Origin of the sequence: Actinoplanes sp. GCM10030250 (genome assembly GCF_042666575.1) — a bacterium.
Lineage (GTDB): Bacteria > Actinomycetota > Actinomycetes > Mycobacteriales > Micromonosporaceae > Actinoplanes.
Genome location: NZ_JBHTDO010000029.1, coordinates 1 through 21,533, shown reverse-complemented (window position 1 = coordinate 21,533; position 21,533 = coordinate 1). Strand labels below are relative to the sequence as shown.

General features: G+C 70.8%; 19 protein-coding genes. 11 read left to right on the top strand and 8 right to left on the bottom strand.

Features of this window, described 5'->3' with window-relative positions; genetic code table 11:
- Positions 1–73: 73 nt before the first annotated feature.
- Positions 74–2,425: an RICIN domain-containing protein gene (locus ACFQV6_RS30715; protein ID WP_378031118.1), complete on the bottom strand. Its 2,352-nt coding sequence runs from the start codon at positions 2,423–2,425 to the stop codon at positions 74–76.
- A 259-nt stretch (positions 2,426–2,684) separates the two neighbouring features.
- Here ACFQV6_RS30715 and ACFQV6_RS30710 point away from each other — a divergent pair, with 259 nt between their 5' ends.
- Positions 2,685–4,244, top strand: a complete 1,560-nt coding sequence (locus ACFQV6_RS30710; RefSeq protein WP_378031117.1) for a serine/threonine protein kinase — start codon at positions 2,685–2,687, stop codon at positions 4,242–4,244.
- Positions 4,245–4,279: 35 nt separating this feature from the next.
- Here ACFQV6_RS30710 and ACFQV6_RS30705 read toward each other — a convergent pair whose 3' ends face one another.
- Positions 4,280–5,407 carry an LCP family protein gene (locus ACFQV6_RS30705; RefSeq protein ID WP_378031116.1) on the bottom strand — a complete coding sequence of 376 codons (1,128 nt, stop codon included), beginning with the start codon at positions 5,405–5,407 and terminating at the stop codon, positions 4,280–4,282.
- Between the two features lie 198 nt (positions 5,408–5,605).
- Here ACFQV6_RS30705 and ACFQV6_RS30700 point away from each other — a divergent pair, with 198 nt between their 5' ends.
- Together ACFQV6_RS30700 and ACFQV6_RS30695 are read left to right on the top strand one after the other, a co-directional pair.
- Positions 5,606–6,208 carry a dihydrofolate reductase family protein gene (locus ACFQV6_RS30700; protein ID WP_378031115.1) on the top strand — a complete coding sequence of 201 codons (603 nt, stop codon included), beginning with the start codon at positions 5,606–5,608 and terminating at the stop codon, positions 6,206–6,208.
- A gap of 319 nt (positions 6,209–6,527) precedes the next feature.
- Positions 6,528–7,079 carry a thymidine kinase gene (locus ACFQV6_RS30695; protein WP_378031114.1) on the top strand — a complete coding sequence of 184 codons (552 nt, stop codon included), beginning with the start codon at positions 6,528–6,530 and terminating at the stop codon, positions 7,077–7,079.
- Positions 7,080–7,124: 45 nt separating this feature from the next.
- On the opposite strand, the gene ACFQV6_RS30690 is transcribed toward ACFQV6_RS30695, so the two are convergent.
- Positions 7,125–7,991, bottom strand: a complete 867-nt coding sequence (locus ACFQV6_RS30690; protein WP_378031113.1) for a GyrI-like domain-containing protein — start codon at positions 7,989–7,991, stop codon at positions 7,125–7,127.
- Between the two features lie 63 nt (positions 7,992–8,054).
- On the opposite strand from ACFQV6_RS30690, the gene ACFQV6_RS30685 reads away from it, so the two are divergent.
- Entirely contained in the window at positions 8,055–8,543 is a 489-nt protein-coding gene (locus tag ACFQV6_RS30685; protein WP_378031112.1) for a 2'-5' RNA ligase family protein, read from the top strand.
- Here ACFQV6_RS30685 and ACFQV6_RS30680 read toward each other — a convergent pair.
- Entirely contained in the window at positions 8,489–9,163 is a 675-nt protein-coding gene (locus tag ACFQV6_RS30680; protein WP_378031111.1) for a hypothetical protein, read from the bottom strand. The two genes, ACFQV6_RS30685 and ACFQV6_RS30680, sit on opposite strands and share 55 nt — an antisense overlap.
- Positions 9,164–9,233: 70 nt before the next feature.
- On the opposite strand from ACFQV6_RS30680, the gene ACFQV6_RS30675 reads away from it, so the two are divergent.
- From ACFQV6_RS30675 to ACFQV6_RS30645, 7 genes are all read left to right on the top strand, one after another.
- Entirely contained in the window at positions 9,234–9,992 is a 759-nt protein-coding gene (locus ACFQV6_RS30675) for a hypothetical protein (RefSeq protein ID WP_378031110.1), read from the top strand.
- A gap of 71 nt (positions 9,993–10,063) precedes the next feature.
- Positions 10,064–11,512 (top strand): diguanylate cyclase domain-containing protein, encoded by a 1,449-nt coding sequence (locus tag ACFQV6_RS30670; RefSeq protein WP_378031109.1) that lies wholly within the window; start codon positions 10,064–10,066, stop codon positions 11,510–11,512.
- A gap of 68 nt (positions 11,513–11,580) precedes the next feature.
- Positions 11,581–13,791 carry a putative bifunctional diguanylate cyclase/phosphodiesterase gene (locus tag ACFQV6_RS30665; RefSeq protein WP_378031108.1) on the top strand — a complete coding sequence of 737 codons (2,211 nt, stop codon included), beginning with the start codon at positions 11,581–11,583 and terminating at the stop codon, positions 13,789–13,791.
- A 236-nt stretch (positions 13,792–14,027) separates the two neighbouring features.
- Positions 14,028–14,777 carry an SDR family oxidoreductase gene (locus ACFQV6_RS30660; RefSeq protein ID WP_378031107.1) on the top strand — a complete coding sequence of 250 codons (750 nt, stop codon included), beginning with the start codon at positions 14,028–14,030 and terminating at the stop codon, positions 14,775–14,777.
- A gap of 1 nt (position 14,778) precedes the next feature.
- Positions 14,779–15,732 carry an SMP-30/gluconolactonase/LRE family protein gene (locus tag ACFQV6_RS30655; protein WP_378031106.1) on the top strand — a complete coding sequence of 318 codons (954 nt, stop codon included), beginning with the start codon at positions 14,779–14,781 and terminating at the stop codon, positions 15,730–15,732.
- Positions 15,733–15,913: 181 nt separating this feature from the next.
- On the top strand, positions 15,914–16,318 hold the full coding sequence (locus tag ACFQV6_RS30650) for a hypothetical protein (protein ID WP_378031105.1): 405 nt from the start codon (positions 15,914–15,916) through the stop codon (positions 16,316–16,318).
- 236 nt (positions 16,319–16,554) lie between these two features.
- Positions 16,555–16,842: a hypothetical protein gene (locus ACFQV6_RS30645; RefSeq protein WP_378031104.1), complete on the top strand. Its 288-nt coding sequence runs from the start codon at positions 16,555–16,557 to the stop codon at positions 16,840–16,842.
- Here the strand turns inward: ACFQV6_RS30645 and ACFQV6_RS30640 are convergent.
- The 4 genes from ACFQV6_RS30640 to ACFQV6_RS30625 all read right to left on the bottom strand — a co-directional run bounded on the left by ACFQV6_RS30640 (position 16,835) and on the right by ACFQV6_RS30625 (position 21,249).
- Positions 16,835–17,527, bottom strand: a complete 693-nt coding sequence (locus ACFQV6_RS30640) for a hypothetical protein (RefSeq protein WP_378031103.1) — start codon at positions 17,525–17,527, stop codon at positions 16,835–16,837. The genes ACFQV6_RS30645 and ACFQV6_RS30640 overlap by 8 nt on opposite strands.
- A 69-nt stretch (positions 17,528–17,596) precedes the next feature.
- Positions 17,597–18,463: a hypothetical protein gene (locus ACFQV6_RS30635; RefSeq protein ID WP_378031102.1), complete on the bottom strand. Its 867-nt coding sequence runs from the start codon at positions 18,461–18,463 to the stop codon at positions 17,597–17,599.
- Entirely contained in the window at positions 18,460–18,957 is a 498-nt protein-coding gene (locus ACFQV6_RS30630; RefSeq protein WP_378031101.1) for a SigE family RNA polymerase sigma factor, read from the bottom strand. Before ACFQV6_RS30630 ends, ACFQV6_RS30635 begins: the two co-directional genes overlap by 4 nt.
- 111 nt (positions 18,958–19,068) lie before the next feature.
- Positions 19,069–21,249 carry a beta-glucosidase gene (locus ACFQV6_RS30625; RefSeq protein WP_378031100.1) on the bottom strand — a complete coding sequence of 727 codons (2,181 nt, stop codon included), beginning with the start codon at positions 21,247–21,249 and terminating at the stop codon, positions 19,069–19,071.
- Between the last annotated feature and the right edge of the window lie 284 nt (positions 21,250–21,533).

Below are 21,533 nucleotides of genomic sequence, written 5' to 3'. Positions count from 1 at the left end.
CATGGCCGCTCGGCACCGCCCGGTAAATCCGAATAAAAGGCCGCCCGGACCCGCGGGCCCGGGCGGCCACCACTCACCGCACGTAGATGTTCGGCTGAGCAGGCGCCGTCATGCCGTTACCGAGGAAGAAGCTCGGATGCGGCGGCTGGTTGTAGGCGGTGTTCTGCCACGCCACAGCCACCCGGTACTGCGAGTCGTGCATCAGCGTGTGGATCCGCCGATCGGTGACCGCCGGCGTGCTGTAGATGCGCAGCGCCGACGAGTCCGACAACCGCCACACGATCTCCTCGCGCCAGTCGCCGAGCAGATCACCGGAGACAGCCGGAGTCTGCTTGGTGGAGTTGTTGGAGGCGACCCCGGATCCGGTCAGCAGGCGGGTGTCGCCGCCGGTGCCGTACTTGTCGACGCGGGTGGCGTCGACCAGCTCACGGACCGGGTCGGCGTCCCACCAGGCCAGGAAGTTGGTCGAGGACGGTTTGCGGCCGATGTTCTGGCCGCTGGTGCTGGAGAGCCCGTCCACCGACGACGACCAGGCCTCGGCACCCGCGCTGCCCGCGTAGACGTCGCCGGCCACCCCGCGGCCGTTGTCGCAGCCGCAGGACGCGTGCGACCAGATGACCGCGCCCGTACGGGCGTCGAGCATGGCGTCGGTGCGCTGGGTCGTGCTCTCCGACGGGCGGTAGACCTCGAGGCCGGCGCGGGCCGGGATGAAGTCGCCGACGTGCAGGGAGTCACCGTGACCCAGGCCGCTGCGCCACATCAGCGATCCGTTGTCGTTGATCGCGGCGGCACCGTACATGATCTCGTCCTTGCCGTCCTGATCCGCGTCAGCGATCGACAGCTGGTGGTTGCCCTGGCCGTGGGCGCCGACGTTGCTGTTGCCGGAGTCGTAGGTCCAGCGGCTGGTCAGCGTGCCGTTGCGGAAGTCCCAGGCGGCCACGACGGCGCGGGTGTAGTAGCCCCGCGCCATGATCAGGCTGGGGCGCTGCCCGTCCAGGTAGGCGGTGCCGGCCAGGAACCGGTCGACCCGGTTGCCGTACGAGTCACCCCACGACGACACCGTGCCGCGCGCCGGGGTGTAGTTGACCGTCGACATCGCCGCGCCGGTCTGCCCGTTGAACATGGTCAGGAACTCCGGCCCGGACAGGATGTAGCCCGACGAGTTCCGGTAGTCGGCGGACGACGAGCCGATCACGACGCCGGTCCCCGACCTGGTGCCGTCAGCGGTCTTCATCGCGATCTCGGCCTTACCGTCGCCGTCGTAGTCGTACACCTGGAACTGGGTGTAGTGGGCACCCGCCCGGATGTTGCGGCCCAGGTCGATGCGCCACAGCCGGGAGCCCTGCAGGGTGTACGCGTCGACGAACACGTTGCCGGTGTAGCCCGACTGCGAGTTGTCCTTGGCGTTCGACGGGTCCCACTTGACGATGATCTCGTAGTCGCCGTCACCGTCCAGGTCACCGACCGACGCGTCGTTCGCCGAGTAGGTGTACGCGACACCGTCCGGCGTGGTCCCACCGGCCGGGACCTGCAATTTCACGTCCAGGTATCCGTTCGCGAAGGTCAGCGACGCCGGGGAGTCCGCCTGCTCCGCCCCGTTCACGACGGCGCGCACCGTGTAGGACGAGGACGCCGCCGCACCCGCGTCCAGGTAGTTCGTGGAGTTCGTGATCGGCGACGGGTTCAGCTTCGTCCCCGAGCGGTAGACGTTGAACCCGGTCGACGCCGCCTCGGTGCCGAGTAGGCGCCACGACACGAGGTTCGCGCTGCCCGACCGTACGCTGACGAGCCCTCGATCGAGGTCCTCCATCTGCCGCCCGGCCGTGGGTGCGCTCGTGGTGGGTGCCGTGGTCGGCCCCGACACGTAGTTGAACGACCACTGCATCCGCGCGACGTCCGCGCAGGTCTCCTCCACGATCGGGTTGTTGCCCGCGGTCGAGGAGTCCTTGTTGCTGAGGCACAACCCGGTCGCCACGCTCTTGACCAGGAACTTCCCGGCCGCCGCCGACGACGCCGCGAACGTCCACAGCTGGTTCGCCTTCAGCCCGTCACCACAGCCGTACTGCTGCAACTGCGTTCCGGAGATGGCCGACGCGCTCGGCACGTCGATGCAGCGGCCGCTTCTGCCGTTGGCGAGGTTGAACTGGCCGCCCGCCTGCGCGACAGCCTTCCACTGCTGGTTCGTAGCGGCGGCGTCGCAGGCGGCCTGGATCAGCAGTGCCGAGTTGTCCGCGGACGCACCCGTCACGTCGACACACTTGCCGCTGGAACCCGACGCGAGCGCGTAGACGCCACCACCGACCGGTGTCACGGCCGCCGCCGCGGGAAGCATCGAGACGGTCACGATCGCGCCCGGCACAGCGACCGCGAGCACACCGGCGGCCATCACCCCTCGGCGCCGCCGCCGGGGCATTTCGTTCAGCATGGGGTTCCTTTCGCAGGGGATGCGGGGGACGACCACCGGCCTGAGGACGAGCCGGCGCTCATGCCGTAGATGCCGCTCTCACCCACCGACAACAAAAACCTTCGATCAACTTCTTCTTCGGTACGCCCGAAGCACTCCCCCTCCCGCCCGGATGTTGTGGGAGGGCGGCGTGCCGAAGATCAGGGGTAGTGACCGGGGTGAGTAGACTCCGGGACCGCGGGCGCCGGAGCGGCGGCAGAGGGGGACGAACGAGATGAGCATGCCGCTGCGTCCGGGCGACCGGACCCGGCTCGGCCGGTACGAGCTGATCGGCCGGCTCGGTGAGGGCGGCATGGGCGCCGTCTATCTGGGGCGCGACCCGGACGGGCGGCAGGTCGCCATCAAGATGGTGCGGCCGGAGTTCTCCGACGAGGCCGAGTTCCGCGGCCGGTTCCGCAGCGAGGTGAACCGGGCCAAGCAGGTGCCGCCGTTCTCCACCGCCGAGGTGCTCGACGCCGACCCGGACCACGAGCCGCCCTACCTCGTTGTCGAATATGTCGACGGTCCCAGCCTGCAGGCCGAGATCCGCGACCGGGGCCCGCTGTCCGGGGCGGCGCTGCACGGTGTCGCGGTCGGCATCGCCACCGCGCTGACCGCGATCCACGGCGCCGGCGTGATCCACCGCGACCTCAAGCCGGGGAACGTGCTGTTCGCCCGGGGCGGCATCAAGGTGATCGACTTCGGCATCGCGCGGGCGTTCGAGGCGACCAGCCAGCACACCCGTACCGATCAGATGGTCGGGACCGTCTCGTACATGGCGCCGGAACGCTTCGACGCCGAGGGTGGACGGCCGGTGACCGCGGCGGCGGACATCTTCGCCTGGGGAGCCGTCGTGACGTACGCGGCGACCGGCCGCACCCCGTTCGCGGCCGACAACGCGGCGGCCACCGCGATGCGGATCCTCACCCAGCCGCCGGTGCTGACCGGGGTGCCGGCATCGCTGGTGCCGGCCGTCGAACGGGCGCTGGCGAAGGACCCGGCGGAGCGCCCGACCGCCCGGGAACTGCTCGACATGCTGCTCGCCGGTTCCGCCGAGGTCCCCCGCCCGATGGTTCCGGCAGCCGCGCCCGCCGCACCGGTGGCCGATCCCGGTGAGCCGCGCCGGCGGGGCCGTGGGTGGCTGGGTGCCGCCGCGGTGGTCTCTGTACTGCTGGCCGCTGGGGTGGGAGCCGCGGTACGTTACCTGCCGCGCGACACCGGTGCGGTGAGCGGCCCGGCCGGCGGTGAGTCCCCGGCGCCCGCTCAGGGTGACCCGGCGGAGGTCCCGGCCACGGCGGCGGCCGCCCCGGAACCGGTCACCCCGAAGGAACGCCTCGACGCGATCATGGCGGGGAACCGGCGCACCCTGATCCACATCTCCGAGGTCGACAAGGACCTCGCGCTGGACCTGAGCGACGGCGAGGTCGTGGCCGGCGACGGCACCGGGCCGAAATCCGAGTTCGCGCTGGTCCGGGTGGGCGTCGACCACATGATCCGCACGCTGCGCGACCCGGCCGGCGGGGACGAGTGCCTCGGCGTGAAGATCGACCCCGATGTGACGGCGCGGCTGGTGCCGACACCGTGCGACGCCACCAAGGCGACGCTCTTCTCGGTGGACGCCGCCGACGGCAAGGACGACCAGGGCCGGCCGACCTATCGCATCTACAACGACGCGTACGGCTACGTGCAGTACGACGTCGACCAGAAGGTGCTCTACGTCCAGGAGGTCGGTGACGCCGCGCCGATGTCGTCGTTCAGTTTCGTCGACCGGGGCTGGCTGCCGTCACCATCCCCGTCGTAGGTGGTGCTCCGGTCGTACCCCTGAAGTGATCTTTTTCAGTCTTCCTTGTTCACGAACCCGGGGTGGTCGAGGAGGAACTGGCCGACCCGGTTCTCGCGGACCGCGGCGAAGAAATCGCCGACCTCGGGGCTGAACTGCTCACCCCGGTAGTCGGAACCGACGCCCAGGCCACCGCCCGGCAGATTGATCGTCGTCATGTCGTCGGTGTTGATGCCGCGCAGCTCGAGCGCCCAGTCGACGATGGTGTGATCGCCGCCGGCGAAGGTCAGCGAATCGCCGGCCGCGCCCATCACCTTGAGCAGCTTGCCGGGGTCGGTGACGACGTCCTTGCTCATCGCCTGCTTCGCCATCGCCTTGATGAACTGCTGCTGGTGACGCTGGCGGTCGTAATCGGTGCGGGGAAGGCCGTAGCGCTGGCGGACGTAGTCGAGGGCCTCCCACGCCTCCAGGTGGACCGGTTTGGCGCTTTTCTTGTACGCCTTCTGGGGACCCGTGTACGGCCGGGAACAACGGTGATGCCCCTGGCACCCGGGCTTACGGGCGCGCGGCTTGCCGTTCGGCTGGAGGTGCTCGGAGACCACGTCCTGGTCGATGACCATGGTGACGCCGTCCATCGCGTCGACGATCTTCTTGAAGCCGCCGAAGTTGATGATCGCGCCGGCGTCGAACTTCTCGATGCCGGTGACCCCGCTGACGGTCTTGGAGAGCAGCTGGAAGCCCTGCTGGTTGCTGTACTTACCGTTGCCGACGTGGCTGCCGACCGACATCGCCGCGTTGATCTTGGCCTGGTGCTCGCGGACACCGGCTTTCGGGAACGAGGGGATCGTCACGTAGAGGTCACGGGGCAGCGAGAACAGGTAGGCCCGGCTGCGGTCCTCCGGGATGTGCGCCACGATGATCGAGTCGGAGAGCGGCGGGGTGTCGGTGTCCCGCGGGTCGATGCCGACGAGCAGCACGTTCAGCGCGCCCTTGAGATCCTTGCGCGGTGCCGCCTCGGCGGGCTGATCCTCCAGGAGGGTGTTGTCGGTGACCGCGCCCGCATACTTCGACATCAGCGCCTGCCCGGTGACCAGACCACCACCGCCGAGCACCAGAAAGACGCAGCCGAAAATGAGACTTATCCGCGCCCACAACGGCGCACGGCGTTTCGCGGACTTGGCCACCCGATCCCCCCATTACCGGTTCGGTCAACGATCCCGCATGATCGCATGCCCAGGCAAACGTACGAAGGTGAGCGTGCTGAGCTAAACCGGTCCAGAAGGGAAGTGTCGGTTTCCGCAACCCGCTCCGATGAGTTCGGGACGCCGCGCTGGTCTGCCCTCCAGTAACCCTGATGCTCACCTTGTGAAAGGAACACCACCATGGCGAAGGTCGTCTCCACTCTCTTCATCTCTGCCGACGGTGTCGCCGAGATCGACCCGGACTGGCACTTCCCCTACTTCGACGAGAACATGGGCCGCGCCGTCACCGAGGACTACGAAACGGCTGACGTGCTGCTCCTCGGCCGGGAGACCTACGACAGTTTCGCCGGTGCCTGGCCGGACCGGGAGGCGGCCGGCGGTGACGACGCGCCGTTCGCGAAGGAGCTCGGTGACCTGCGCAAGGTGATCGTTTCCCGCCAGTCGCCGCAGCTGTCGTGGCGCAACTCGGAGCTGATCGACGGCGACCTGCTGGACGCGGTCCGTGCCCTCAAGGCGGATCCCGGCGTCAAGGGCGTCCTCATCCCGGGCTCGATCTCGGTGGTGCAGCAGCTGCTGGCCGCGGGCCTCGTCGACGAACTGCGCCTGCTGATCCACCCGGTCGCGGCGCGCAAGGGGCGCCGGCTGTTCGACGAGGGCGACACCGCCTACCACCTCCGGGTCACCGCGACCGAGGTCTTCCCCACCGGCGTCATCCGCGTGATCTACACGCCCGGCGCACCCCCCGCCCCCGCCACCTACACCGACGCCGCCGAAAACCTCTAACCCCTAGCTGGCACTCAGCGGCGCCTTCCCGGCCGCAAGGCCCCCCTCACCCCCAGTCGCCCCAACCAGCTGGCACTCAGCGGCGCCTTTCCGGCCGCAAGGCCCCCCTCACCCCCAGCCGGGCCGACCAGCTGGCGCACAGCGGGGCCTTTCCGGCCGCAAGGCCCCCCTGAGCGCCAGCCGGACCGACCAGCTGGCGCACAGCGGGGCCTTTCCGGCTGTGAGGCACCGCTGAGCGCCAGCTGGTGGGTGTGGTGGTTGTCTCGGGGTGGTGGGTGGGCTCGACGGGGGTGGGGTGGCGATGGCACGGTCTGCGGTTATGGATTTGACCGTGATCCTCGGCCCGATGAAGGGCGGCAAGTCGCTGGAGATGATCAGCCTGCTGTCGCCGCTGCGGTATGCCGGCATTCCGCACCGGATCTACCAGTCGGCGCGGCACGGCCGGGACACCGCTGTCACCTCGCGGTCGGGCGGCAGCCTGGTCACGGTGAAGGTGACGTCGCTGGCGGGTGCGGCTGACGGCGGGGTCGAGGTGATCGGCGTGGACGAGATCCACATGTTCACTGTCGACGACATCGCCGTGCTGGGTGCGGCGGTGCGGTCCGGGATCAAGGTGGTCGTCGCGGGTATCGACCTGGATCACCGGGGGCAGCTGTTCGCGCCGGTGCGGGCGCTGTTCGAGCTGGCCCCGGCGGAGGTGATCTACCGGCGGGCGGTGTGTGACGTGTGCCGGTCGCTCGACGCCACGCACACCCAGGTTCTCGAGAACGGCAAGCCGATGATCCGGGAGCTGGCGCCGTCGACCGCGCTGCCGGACGACGGCACCTACACGTACGAGGCCCGGTGCCGCCGCTGCGTCGTGCTCCCCTGACAAGCCGCGGCCGGCCGTGCCGGCGATGCGAAGACGGGGTGGGGGTCAGGCGGGTTCGACCGGGAGCCACAGTTCGCTGGTGGCGGTGCTGAAGTCCGGCGCCCGATCGAGGATCGCGACGATCGACGGGCCCGGCCGCAGGCGCCACGGGTTGGACGGGAACCATTCGGTGGCCGTCGCGGCCCAGGTGTCCTGGAGCGCCCGCGGGTGCGGCCCGCTGCTGCGGAACACCGCCCATCGCCCGGCCGGCACCTCGATGGTGTCGAGGTCACCGGGAACCGCCGCCGCGAGAGTGACGGCGACGCCGTGCAGGTAGGTGATCTCGCTGCCCTCGGGTGCGTCGGGCTCGGCGCCCGCGGTGACGGCGAGCAGGCCGCTCGGCTCGGTGTCGCCGAGTGCCTTGAGCCCGAGATGCTCCTCCACCGGCAGGGCGGAGACGTGCTTCCGGATGTACGGGTTGACCCCCTCGTAGATCAGCGGGACCCGCGCCGCGTGCCCGATCAGCCGGAAGGCGGGCCGGCCGGCGATGCGGGTCTCCATGGGGATGCGCCCGTCGACCGTCAGGCGGAACCGGAGCTGTGGTTGCGCGCGAAGGGGGCCACCGTCCCGGCGTACGTCACCGGGCCCGGCACCGTGGACAGCCCGGAACGCACGCCCGAACGCCTCGGCCGAGCCGTAGCCGTACCGGACCGCGATCGCCAGCAGTTCCTCCCCTCGGACGACGTCGGCCGCGGCGACGGTCATCCGGCGCCGGCGCACGTACTCCGACAGCGGCATGCCGGCGAGCGACGAGAACATCCGGCGCAGGTGGTACGCGGTGGTGCCGAGCTTGGCGGCCAGCTGTTCGACGTCCAGCTCGGCGGTGAGCCGCTCCTCGACCAGGTCGACGAGCGTGTTGAGTGCCGAGATCACAAAGCCCCTCCCCGATCGCTGTGGCCAGATCCGATCATCGGGCCGGCAGGGGAAGATTCTCACGTGCACACCGTGGAACTGCTGCCGGACGCGGAGCTCGACGAAGGCGTACGCGATCTCTGGTCCTGCCTGCAGCGTGCCGGATTCCCCAGCCTGGCCACCCACCCGCATCCGACGAACCGGCCGCACCTCACGGTGATCAGTGCCGCGTCGCTGACCGGGCTGGCGCCCCTGGCGCTGCCGATCGCGGCGGAGCTCGGTGCGGCGCGGCTGCTGGGCCGGGCGCTGGTGCGTGCGGTGACGCCGACCGCGGAGCTGCGTGACCTACAGGCCGCGGTGTGGGCGTCGCTGACCGGTAGTGATCGGTGGCCGCCGCCGGCGGAATGGGTGCCGCACGTGAGCCTGGCCCTGCGGATGCCCGCGGACCGGGCCGAGGCAGCGCTCGACCTGCTGGCCTCCGCGCCGGTGGTTCGCGGACAGTTCGTGGTGGCTCGCAGTTACGACTCGCGGACACGCACCGTAGCGCCCCTCCACCACCGGCTGACGCGGTAGGTGACGGCACGGAGTGTCGCCAGCAGGGCCGGGCGCAGGTCGGCGGGTGCGTTGCGCACCGGGTCGAAGGCCAGCTCACCGTCCACCTCGGCGGACAGCACCGGGCCCAGGCTGACTCGCCCGAAGGGCTCGCCCCCGGCATACAACAGCAGGGCGGCCCGGTCACTCTCCGCTGCGGCAACAACCGAGGCGAGGGTACGGCCGAACGGCACACCCTCCGGATCCGGGCCGGCCGCCAGATACAGCGAGTGACCGCTCCCGGTCCGGTACGGCACGATCGACCCGTACCTCGTGTCGAAGGTGCGCCGCGGAGCCGGCAGGTGGCGGGTCAGCCGCCCGGTGCCCGCGGTGGAGAGCAGCAGATCCCGCCCGCCGGCCCGGATCGCCAGGCCGAGCACGTCCGGCAGGTCGCCGCGGGTACCCGCGCCCTTGGAGAAGCGGACCGTCGCGGAGTGCCGGCCGGGTTCGTCGACGAGGGTGGAGCCGACTCGTTCCGGCAGGCCCCAGACCTCCAGTTCCCCGGCGAACGAGTGTCCCGCCGGATGCAGCGATCGGCGGTGGCGGGAGCGCGCCACCCGTACGCCCAAAGCCGCCACCACAACGACGCCGGCCAATCTCATCGGTCTCACGGGCCTAGCCATTCCCTCGGAAGCGCCGGGTATGCGGCCGCAGACTTGGCATGCTCACCACGTGCGTGCCCGCCTGTTGCTCACCGCCGCCGTCCTCGCCGCCGCGGCCGGTTGCGGCACGGCCCGCGACGAGCCCACCGTCGTCACGGCGCCCTCCCCCGCTCCCCCTTCCCCCACCCCATACTCCTCAGTCGGGCAAAGCGAATCAGTTGGGCAAAGCGAACCTGCCCTTCCTTCCGTCACCGCAGTCCCGCGGGCCACCCGCAGAAGTCCGTCGAAAGCCGTCAGCACGGACTGGGAGATCACGGTCTACTACACCGCCGTCGAGCGGTTCCACGACGGGAAACCCACGGAGGTCACCGGCTGCACCCGGCTGGCCTGCTCCCACGGCGACGACGACCTCGGCACCTACCCGGAGGACTTCGTCGACGCGGTCCGTGAGGAGGGCACCGGCCGCACCTCCGCCGGCCGCTACCTGAACTGGTCCTACGACGTCGGCTTCTGGATCGACTCGGCACCCCGCAGCAGCGACGGCAACGTGCTGACCCCGTTCGTCTCCGCCGCCGCCGACCCGGACGTGCTCGCTCAGGGAACCCGCTTCACCGTCACGGCCTGCGGGCACCAGGACGACGGCTCCTCCCCCGCCGCGAACGTTTGCGCCGCCCTGCGCGAGGCGGAGTGGCGGGTCACCGACGAGTTCACCCCCGGTCTCGGCGGCCCCAAGCACATCGACGCCTACATCGGCCCGGAGACCGGCCCGGGGTTCACCGGCTCCGACTGGTACATCACGCTGACCGGCGCGCGCCTGTCACTGGGCTGAGCCCGGCCGGACTCCTCAACTCCGCGTCCCGGCGGCCGATGGACCGGGGTCGAGCACCGGAGGGAGGCGTCATGGGCTGGCCACGAGCTACCGCACCGGCCTGGCCGGTGCACGTCCTTCTGCTGGTCTGTGCCGCGGCCGGGCTGATCGCGTACGAGCTGGCGGGTCACGCCGGCCGGCCGGTCGTGCAAACGGTGATCGCCGCCTCCCCGGTCCTGACGTGGGCGCTCGCCATCGCCAGCGGCCACCTCGGTCACCGGCGGCCGTGGCTGATCGCCGTCGGCGGCATCGCCCTGCTCCTGGCGGCGCAGATCGTGTGGCCCGGCTATGTCCGGGACGGGCACCTCGGTGCGGCCGAGTTCGGTCCCGCCGACCTCACGCTCTCCGCCGCGCACGGGCTGTTCCTCGCCGGCACCGCGATGGCGCTGTGGCGGCGGATGTCCGAGGACGCCGGCGGCATCGTCGACGCGGCGCTGCTGGGGCTGTGCGCCGGCGGGCCGATGTGGGTGTGGCTGATCGAGCCGAACCTGTCGCCGCAGGTCACCAACGCGGGCCAGGTCCTGATCCTGGTCGACGTGCTCGTGCTGTGCGGGGTGCTCGGCTGCTTCGCCCGGATGGCCACGGTGCCGGGCCCGGCCCGCGCGCCGATGCTTGCCCTGCTGTCCAGCTGCGTTCTGACGCTGTTCGCGATCGGCGCCGGTGTGACCACCGCCGGGCAGGAGAACCGGTGGTCCGCCGCGTTCTGGATGCTCGCGTTCCTGGCCCTCGCCGTCGCGCCGCTGCTACCCGGCGCCTACGCGGTGACCGCGTCCACCTGTAGCGCCGCACCGGCCACCGGCGCGGCCAGGCTCGGCTGGCTGACCGCGGCGCTCAGCACCAACCCGCTGCTCGCGGCGGTACAGATCCTGCGCGGCAGCGACTCCGCCAACCTGCTGCTGGCGATCGGCACGCTGATGGTCATCCCGCTGGTGGTGCTGCGCATCCGGTGGCTGACCGGCCAGCGGGAGCGCGCCGAGCGGACCCTCGCCCACCAGGCGTCGCACGACGAGCTGACCGGGCTGCGGAACCGGCGGCACATCATGGGCGAGATCGACGCCGCGCTCGCCGAGCTGCATCGCGGCGACCTGGCGGGGATCACCCTGCTGCTCTGCGACCTGGACGGGTTCAAGCCGATCAACGACCGGTACGGGCATCTCGTCGGCGACCAGGCCCTGCAGTCCGTGGCGGCCCGCCTGACGGCCGTGACGGCACCGGGCGACACGGTGGCCCGGCTCGGCGGCGACGAGTTCCTCGTGCTGCGGCGCGACGGCTCCGCCGGTGACCTGGCGGAACGCATCGGCGACGCGCTGCGCGAACCGATGGACCTGTCGGCCGGTCCGGTCACCGTCGGGGTGACCATCGGCACCGCCGGCGCCCGCAGCGGCGAGCCCGCGGACCGGGAGACCCTGATCGGCCGTGCCGACGCCGACATGTACACGGGTAAGGCGGCCCACCGGCCGAAGGCCACTCAGCCGGCCTGACCGGACAAGGCTCTACCGGACAAGGCTCCACCGGACATCACATCAGCGAACGGGGGTGAAGGATGAAGATGCGTACGGCCGCTGTGGCCGCCACCGTGTCGATGCTCGCCGAGGTCGGCCTGATCGCCCTCGGTACCCAGGTGAGCCTGCCCAAGGCGCTGGTCTGGATCCCGGCCGCCACCGGGCTCATCGTGGCGTTCTTCATCTGCCGCCGGACCGCCGCCACGCTCGACGGCCCGCTGCGTGACTTCTGGCGGCGGTTCTCCTGGGCGTGCAGCGGGATGCTGGCCGCCGCGATCAGCCAGGCCGTCGACGTGCTGACGCTGCCGGCCACCGGAGTGCCGCCGGTCAGCGCCCGGACGATGGTCATCTACATCGTCGCGTCGACGGTCGCCGCCACCACCCTGGTACGCCTGCCCGCGGGCACCCGCACCTGGCGTCAGCGGGCGACAGCGGTCCTGGACGTCGCCGTCGTCACGCTCGCCGTCCTGATGGCGGGTGCGGAGTACCTGAGCTGGTTCGGCAGCGCCCTGGGCGACGAGCCGGCGGCCGTACGGCTGAACACGGCGGTCATGGCGATCACGGTCGCCGGCATCGTCATCGTGCTCAAGGCGATGATGTCGCGAACCAACCCGATGCCGTGGCCGGCCCTGTGGTTCCTGAGCCCGATCGCGGTGGCCGCCCCGATGTCCGTGATCCTGATGGACGTGCTGAGGCCGTGGCCGTACCTCAACGGCAGCGCCGCCGTGCTGCCCGCGGCGGGCCTGATGTGCTCGTTCGCCGCCCAGCTCACCAGCCTCAACCCGGCGCCGCCGGTACCGCGGATCTCGTCGCGGCGGGGCACCACGGTGCCGCTGCTGGCCAGCGTTCTGGCCGGCGCGCTGGTGGTGACCGTGTACGCCCGCAACGGCCAGATCAGCGGCGCCATGGTCGCCGCCACCGCCGGCATGCTGGTGCTGGTCGCCGCCCGACAGGCGTTCGCCCTCGCGGACAACTCGATCCTGCTCAACGCGGTCACGCACCACGCCGAGCACGACGAGCTGACCGGCCTGTTCAACCGGCGGCACCTGGCGGCCACCATCACCGGCAGCTCCGGAACCCGCACGGTCGTCCTGATCGACCTGATCGGGTTCCGCTCGGTCAACGAGAGCCTCGGCACCAAAGCGGGCGACATCCTGCTCACCGCCTTCGCCGCCCGGATCACCGAGGTGGCCGGGCCCGGCGCGATGGTGGCCCGGGTCGGCGGCGACGACTTCGGCCTCCTGCTGCCCGGCCCGGCGGCCTCGGCACCGATCGCCGAGCTGCTCACCCTCGGGCGCGAGCCGCTGCACGTCGACGGCCAGGACGTCCTCATCGACGTGGCGGCGGGTGTCGCCGACGGCGGCGACGACGAGGCCGCCGACCTGTACCGGCGGGCCGGTATCGCCCTGCGGGCCGCGATGGCGTCGGTCGGCCCGGCCGTGGTCAGGTACGACGCCGCCCTCGAGCAGCAGGTGACCCGGCGCAACCAGATGGCCGCCGACATGCAGCGCGGCCTGGCCGACGGCGAGTTCCACCTGCTCTACCAGCCGATCGTCACGCTTCCCGGCGGCCGGATCAACGGGGTCGAGGCCCTGGTCCGCTGGCGGCGCCGGGACGGGCGGGTGGTCTCGCCGGGCGAGTTCATCCCGGTCGCCGAGGACACCGGCACGATCACCGAGCTGGGTGCGTGGATCCTCGACGCGGCGTGCGCCCAGGCGGCACTCTGGCAGCAGCGGTACGGCAGTGCCGCACCCCGGGTCGGTATCAACGTGTCGGCCCGGCAGCTGCTCGACCCGCGCCTGCCGAGCACTGTCGCCACGACGCTCGCCAAGCACGGCCTTACCCCGGCCGGTCTCACCATCGAGATCACCGAGACCGCGGTGTTCGGCGGCGGGCAGGCGCTGGCCACCGTCCACGCGCTGTCCGCGCAGGGCATGACGATCGCCCTGGACGACTTCGGCACCGGCCACTCCTCGCTGGGACTGCTGCGCACCTGCCCGGTCGACGCCATCAAGGTCGACAAGTCGTTCGTCGACGGCCTGGGTGGCACCCCGCAGCAGGAGGCGATCGTGACCGCGCTGGCCGGCATCGCCACGACCATGGGACTGCACATCGTCGCCGAGGGTGTGGAGACCGAGGCGCAGGCCACCCGGCTGGTCGAGCTGGGTTACCACAACGCGCAGGGGTTCCATTTCGCCGTGCCGCTGCCCGCCGCCGAGGTCGAGGAGATGCTCGGCGTACCCGCCCTGGTCAGATGATCCTTCAGGTTTCAAGACTGAGCCTTCTTCCACGTGGCGAGGGCCTCGGCCGCCGGCGCCGGACAACGACCCGGCAGCTTCAGGCCCGATGCCAGGTTGAAGATTGCTCATTGTTTCGGATCGTGCGATCCGTCTAAAGTGCGCCCTCATGGTGGCGATGTGGTCTCTGCTCGTCTGTCTCGGTGTCGCCGGCGCGCTCGTCGTGGCTGTCGTCGTCGCGATCCGGCGGATGTGAGATGGGTACGGGAGTCGTGCTCATCACCGGCGCGAGCGCCGGGCTGGGCGAGGAGATGGCACGTCAGTTCGCCGCTCTCGGCTACGACCTGGCCCTGTGCGCCCGGCGTTCCGACCGGCTGAAGCAGCTCCAGGGTGAGATCACGGCGCGGCACCCGGAGTGCCGGGTCGCCGTCCGCGCTCTCGACGTCACCGACGACCGGGCCGTCTTCACCGTGTTCCGGGAGTTCGCCGACGAGCTGGGCGGCATCGACCGGGTGATCGTCAACGCCGGCCTGGGCAAGGGCGCGCCGCTGGGCAGCGGCCGGTGGGACGCCAACCGGGCGACCGCGATGGTCAACTTCGTGGGTGCGCTGGCACAGAGCGAGGCGGCCCTGGAACACTTCCGGGCCCGGCAGCGCGGCCACCTGGTGATCATCTCGTCGATGTCGGCGCTGCGCGGCATGCGCCGGTCGATGACTACCTACGCCGCCACCAAGGCCGGGATCGCCGCGGTCGCGGAGGGCGTCCGCTCCGAGCGCATCCCCGGCGTGGACGTGTCGGTGATCTATCCCGGCTACATCCGGTCGGAGATGAACGAGCACGTCCAGCAGCGCACCCGGTTCATGGTGGACACGCCCACCGGCGTCCGCGCGATCGTGGCCGCCATCGAGAAACGGCGGGCCAAGGCACATGTGCCCGCGTGGCCCTGGGTGCCGATCGGTATGGCCATGCGCATTCTGCCGCTGTCGATCGTACGGAAAATGGTGTGAATTGGCCCGCCGCCTGATCAAGCCGCGCCGCTGGCGCCCGCCCACTCTCGATGATCGCGGTCCGACCGCCCGGCTGGAGGCGGCCCGCATGCTGGCCACCGGCGGGCGCGGCCCGGAGGACGTGGTCTTCGACAGCGACGGGCACGTGATCGCGGGCCTCGGCGACGGCCGGATCGTCCGCATCGATCCGGCCACCGGCGACCGGACCGTGCTCGCCGAGACCGGCGGCCGCCCGCTCGGCCTGCATCCGCGCGCCGGCGGCGGTGTCCTCGTCTGCGACCACGACCGCGGCCTGCTCGCCGTGCATCCCGGCGGGCGGGTCGAGGTGCTCGCCGAGACGACCTTCGCCAGCAACGTGGTGGAGGCGCCGGACGGCACGATCTGGTTCACCAGTTCGACCACCGAGTGGAACCTGACCGATCACCTCGGCGACGTCTTCGAGCACTCCGGCACGGGCCGGCTGCTGCGCCGCGACCCCGACGGCACCGTCACGACCGTGCTGGACGGCCTGAAGTTCGCCAACGGCCTGGTCCTGGCGCCGGACGGCTCGCACCTGCTGATCGCCGAGACCGCCGGGTACCGGATTCAGCGGCACTGGATCGGCGGCCGCACCGAGGTGCTCGTCGACAACCTGCCGGGCTTCCCGGACAACCTGAGCCTCGGCAGCGACGGCCTGGTCTGGGCGGGCATCGCCGCGCCGCGTGACGCACTGCTCGACCGGTTGCTGCCACTGCCCGGCTTCCTGCGGCTGCTGGTGTGGAACCTGCCCGCGGCGGTGCGCCCGAAGGCCGTGCCGATCGCCTGGGTGATGGCCTTCACCCTCGACGGCCGGCTGGTCCACGACCTGCGCACCACCGACGGCTCCTACGGTTTCGTCACCTCGGCCGCCGAGCACGACGGTCTGGTGGTTTGCGGCAGCCTGACCGAGAACGATATCGCGGTGCTCCGGACTTAACGTTCGTTAATTGCGTCTAAATGGTTATGGGTAAGCTGTGATTCCATCCACATCACCGCTGCGTTAAATGCTGGTAACGTGCCGTCGTGCCGGGCGGGGAAAACATCTTCCGCCGGTCCTTCATCCCTTTCGGGAGACCCCCGGAAATCGTCGGCAAAGGAATGTTCACATGCTTGTTAACATGCGCCGGAAATCGACTCTCGCCATCATCGCCGCCGCGCTCACGACTGCCGGGATCGCTCCTTCGGCGGCCGAGGCGGGGCTGCCACGCACGACGACCGCGCTGCTGGGGACGTACGACCACGGCCGCGCCAGGATCATCGGCGAGCAGGGCCTGGCCGCGGGATTCTGGACGTCGTTCTCGGTCTTCCCCGGTGCCGCGGGGGACGATCTGGTCATCACCTACGTGCCCCGGAGCACGCCCCGGCGGGGTGAGCGGGAGGTGTACACCGCGGCGTTCGACCGGACCGCCGAGCCGCGCACCGAGTGCGAGGAGGTCGGCGCCGACGGGGTGGCGCGGCAGGTGTGGGTGTCGTCGCGCTGCCGGACCGGATTCGCACCCAGCTACACATTGCTTGTGCGATAACCCTGTTTCGATCGTTTCTCCTTCGGCGGCTGCACAGCCGTTAATCGACAGAAATCGAGGAGTTGACGATGAAATTCCGGGTGTTGGGTGTGCTCGCAGGTGCCTTTCTGACCGTGACAATGGCGGGGGCGCCGGCCGTGGCCGCCGGTAGCGACTTGGCGCGGCCGGTCCCTGGCGGCGACACGTTTCGGCTTGGTGTTCGGGGGGCCGGCGCCTACGGGAGCTACGAGCGGATGATGGGCATTCCGGGGCGGCCGGTGCCGCCGATCACCGTGCGCGGCACGCTGGCCGTCAACCGGTGGACGTCGTGCGCTGTCGTGCAGATCGCCTACAACGGGCCGACCGACGGCATCGAGTGGCGGACCGTGCAGCGGGGATGCGGCCGCGGCCGGACGGCCTTCCGGGCCACCTCGGAATACCTGTGGGGCGGAGGCAAGCCGCAGTTGCGTCTCTGCGCCGGCCGTACGGTGCGCCAGGCCGAGCGCGGCACGGCCTGTGACGTCTACACGCCGCGGGTCAACTGACGGTCACCAGGTCGCCGAAGGATCCACCGGCCCGCAGACCTTCGACGAGGCCGAGCACGGCAGGCGTCCCGCCGTGCTCGGCCATCCACGTGCTGACCACGCACGCCGCCCGCAGATAGCCGCGGTCACCGGGCTCCGCCGCCCAGTCAGCCCCGGTCACCGGTTTCGCCTCCGCCGGCGGGAGGCGGCAGCCGCCGTCCGGCTGGAGATAACGGGCGTCCTGGGCGACCACCACGGCGAGGCCCTCCTCGAACCAGCGCGGGATCTCTCCCCGCGCGGGACCGAGCCGCTCGTTGAACTCCAGGTGGGAGAGCTCGTGGGTGGCGATGGTCCGGTTCGCACCGGCCGGGGACAGCAGCATCGCCCACCGTCCCAGCGCCCGGCCCTTCTCGCCGCCACCGCCGATCCGCCGGTAGCAGGCGTCGGTGGCACAGATCAGCACCCGCGGGGAGACGGTCACGCCGCCGTAGAACTCGCCGATCCGGCCGGTGGCAGCGTCGATCATCGGGCGGTAGGCGGCGTCGTCACGCTCGGTGTAGAGGCCTCGGCCCTGTGATGACAGGCCGTAACACTGGGGACAGGCGGTGGCGGCGATCGCGGGGGCGGTGAGGGCGAGGGTGCCGGCGGCGGCTCCGAGGAGGGCGGCGGCGGTGAGCGCCGTGATGATCCATCGACGTCTGGTCACCCGGTGATGCTAGGGGCGTGGTCCGGCGTACACGTCGGACCAGGGTCTGGTGTCGGCCTCGGCCGGCTCTCAACCGGTGAACGTCTCGGCGATGGTGGTGGCGATGACGTCGAGCTGGGCGCGGGTGAGCACCGGCGCCGGGGCGACCGGAAGGGTGCCGTCACCACCGAAGGTGTTGACCGCCTGGAGCCGGAGGGCGTTCTTCCCGTCGCGCAACCTGACGTCGACACCGTAGAACACCCAGCCCCGGCCCGGCTTGTCCACCCAGCGGACCATCTCCAGCCCGGCAGCGGTGCGGGTCGTCTCACACTCCGGCACGCCGCCGTCGCAGTCGTAGAGCGGCGAGCACCCCCTGGCCGCGTCGTCACAACCGGCGGCACGCAGCGACAGGTAGAAGCCGCCCTTGCGCCCGCCGCGGACGATGCCGGACCGGCCCTCGAACGCGATCGGATCCCGGTTGATCGACATCACCGGATGCCCGTCCGGTGTCCGCTTCTCCCCCGGCACGTCCGGCATGTAGACCCACCTGGTCCCGGCCGCGTGCTCGGCGGTCGCCGCCTCGAGGGCGACCCGCACCCGGTTCAGGGTGCGCTGACGTCCGGCGGCGGTGCCGGTCTCCACCGCCGGGCCGGCGGTGGCGGTCTCCACCGCCGGGCCGGGCGGGCTCGCTTCCGGTTCCGCGGCCGCGGTCGGGGGCAGGGTCGCGGTCGGGGGCAGGGTCGCGGTCGGGGGCAGGGTGACCTGCCGGGTGTGCGGGCCGCCGCCGCCGAGATTGACGCCCAGCACCACCGCGACGACAGCGGCCGCGGCGGTGGTCCCGGTGGTAACGGCCCGGCGGGTCCGTCGTCTTTTCCGCGTACGGTGGATGACGCGCTCGATGTCGACAGTGGACGGCGGGGCGACACCGATCATCCGGTCGAGGGTCTCCTGGTTCATTTCGGGCTCCCCGTGGCGTAGGCGAGCGCGCGCAACATCTCCAGTGCCCGCGCCGATTGGCTCTTGACTGTCCCCGCGGAGATGCCGAGCAGCTCCGCGGTCTCCTCGACCGAGCGGTCGAAGTAGAAACGCAGCACCACCACGGCCCGCTGCCGCCGTCCGAGCTTGGCCAGCAGGCTGACCAGCTGGTCACGGTCGCCGATCCGGTCGGGATGGCTCCAGCCCTGGTCCGGAAGCGCGGCGGCGGTGTGCTCGCGGCGCCACGGCCGGCGGCGCTCGTCCACCCAGGCGGTCGTCAGGACGCGCTGGGCGTACGCATCAGGATTGTTCGTGGCAGCGACCCGGCGCCACCGCTCGTAGAGCTTGCCCACCACCGTGCCCACAAGATCGTCGGCCATGTGCCAGTCATGGCACAACAGGTACGCCGCACGCCGCCAGCGTTCCATCCGGGCGCCGACGAATGCCCGGAACTCGTCCTCCTCGGACTGCTCCACTCACCCTCCCCCGTGTGCTTGCGCCTCCATCACACGACGGAAACCGCGGTCCGGAAGGTTGCATCTCCCGGACCGCGGCCTTTCCTGCCTACCTTCGTGCCTGCCTTCTGCCTACTTGATGCGGAACGAGTCGGTGAGTGTGGTGCGGGAGGAGCCGCCCAGGTGGACGGTGTAGCGGCCCGGTGCTGTCGTCCAGTCCTTGGCGGCGGAGTTCCAGTATTCGAGCAGGTGCAGGTCCTTCAGGTCGGCGCGGGTCAGGCGGATCTCGGTGGTGCGGTGCTGGCCGGCGCCCAGGGTCACCCGCGACCAGCCGGCCAGGCGCTTGGACGGTTCACCGGTGGCGGCGGGCAGGGCTAGGTAGGCCTGGGCGACCTCGGTGCCCGTACGATTGCCCGTGTTGGTGATCTTGAATTGGATCCGCAGGTTGTCGCGCCCGTCGCCGCTCACCCGCAGGTCGCTGTAACGGAACGTGGTGTACGACAGCCCGTGCCCGAAAGCGAACAGTGGCTCGATGTCCTCGGACTCGTACCAGCGGTACCCGACTTTCAGGCCCTCGCTGTAGGAGACCTGCCGGATCGTCTCGCCGTCGGCCCGCACGCCGGGATAGCGCGCCGGATCGCCCGCTGTGGGGGTGTCCGCGAGCGATCTCGGGAAGGTCATCGGGAGCTTGCCGGACGGGTTGACGTCGCCGAAGAGCAGGGCGGCGGTGGCGGGGCCCATCTGCTCACCGCCGTACCAGGTCTCCAGGACCGCCGGGACGTCGCCCAGCCACGGCATCTCGACGGCGCTGCCGGTCTGGAGCACCACGACGGTGCGCGGGTTGGCCGCCGCGACCGCCTCGACGAGCGCGTCCCCGTTGCCCTGCAGCCGCAGGTCCGGGAGATCGTTGAACTCACCGGTCCGCTGATATCCGAAGACCACCGCGATGTCGGCGTTCGCGGCGGTCGCGGCAGCCGCGGTGAGATCGCTGCCGTTGTCGAAGGTGACGGTCGCGCCGGAACGGGCGGCACGCTCACGGATGCCGGTCTCCGGGGTGATCAGGTCCTCGCACTGGAGCGTCTGCGGATTGCCGAACCGCCACGGCAGGCTGCACACCGAGGCGGCACCGGGCCCGGCGGTCGGTCCGATCACGGCGATCGTGTCGCCGCTCCGGGGGCGCAGCGGCAGGACCTTTTTGTCATTCTTCAGCAGGACAGATCCCTCTTCGGCGACCTTCCTCGCGACGGCCTTGTGCGCGGCCGTCGAGGCGTCCGCCACCGGCGTCGCGGGCAGCGGGTGATCAAAAAGTCCCCCACGGATGTAGGAGACGATCACCCGGTAGGCGGCGGCGTCGATCTGCCTCTGAGTGATCTCCCCCGCCGCGAGGGCCGCGTCGAGCCGCGCCGGCGTGAACCAGATCGGCCGATTCAGCTCCTGGTCGAGGCCATTGACGAGACTCGGCGCGGTCGAGTGCACCGAGCCAAAATCGGACATGACATAACCATCAAAATCTTTCTTCAGTACGGTGTTCAGCCGCGGATTCTCGCACGCGTACACACCGTTGATCTGGTTGTACGAGCACATCACGCTCGCCGGCCGCCCCCGGTCCACGGCAATCTCGAACGGCAGGTCGTAGATCTCGCGCAGGGTCCGCTCGTCCGCGTTCGACGAACTGGTCTGCCGGTCGAGCTCCTGCTCGTTCGCCACGTAGTGCTTGAGCGCGGCGAGCACCGGCCGGCTCTGTATCCCCCGCGTCCCGGCGGCCGCCATCAGGCCGGTGAGCAGCGGGTCCTCACCGAGGTACTCCGGGGTGCGACCGGACAGCGGCGTGCGCCCCGACGCCAGCCCGGGGGCGAGGAGCACGTTCTTGCCCTTGTTGAACGCTTCGGTGGCCTGGGCGGCGCCTTTCACGTACGCCAGCGGCTGATTCCAGGTGGCGGCGGTGGCGATCGTGGCCGGGAACGCGGTGACGCCGGGGGTGAAGCGGACGCCGTCGGGGCCGTCGGAGTAGACGACGGTGGGGGTGCACGGGAGCTGGACGGGATAGACGACGTCGCCTGGCCAGGTGGTTTGTTGCGGGGTGTTGGCGGGTTGTTCCACGAGCCAGCGGTATTTCTGGTGCTGGGTGCTGGCTTGGAGGAGGGCTTGGGCTCGGGCTTCCGGGGATTTGCGGGGGTTCGCCCAGGGCCCGCAGTCGTCAGCGGCGCCGGCGCCGGCGCTGGCGCTGGCGCTGGCGGGGACGGCGCTGGCGGGGGCGGCCGGTATTGCGGCCAGCCCGAGAGGTAGTAGGAGTACGGCTAAGAGTTTGCGCATAGTGGTCCCTTCCCATCGTCGCTGAACCCCCGTTGCCGAACGTCGACACCTCGCCCCCGCCCCCGGCCCGTCCCGCCTCGGGGCCGTTGATACGTTTCATCCCGGCCGCGGCTGACGAGGCATCAATGGTGTCGAAGGTATGGACGCCCGCTGATCGACGCCCCAGGAAACGACTGTTTCCCACGTGTGGCAAAGGTGTTACCGCCTGCGCTTCATCCTGACAACACAGCGACACCCACCGATAGGACACCCTGCACGTCCACTAGCACGAAACACACCCACCC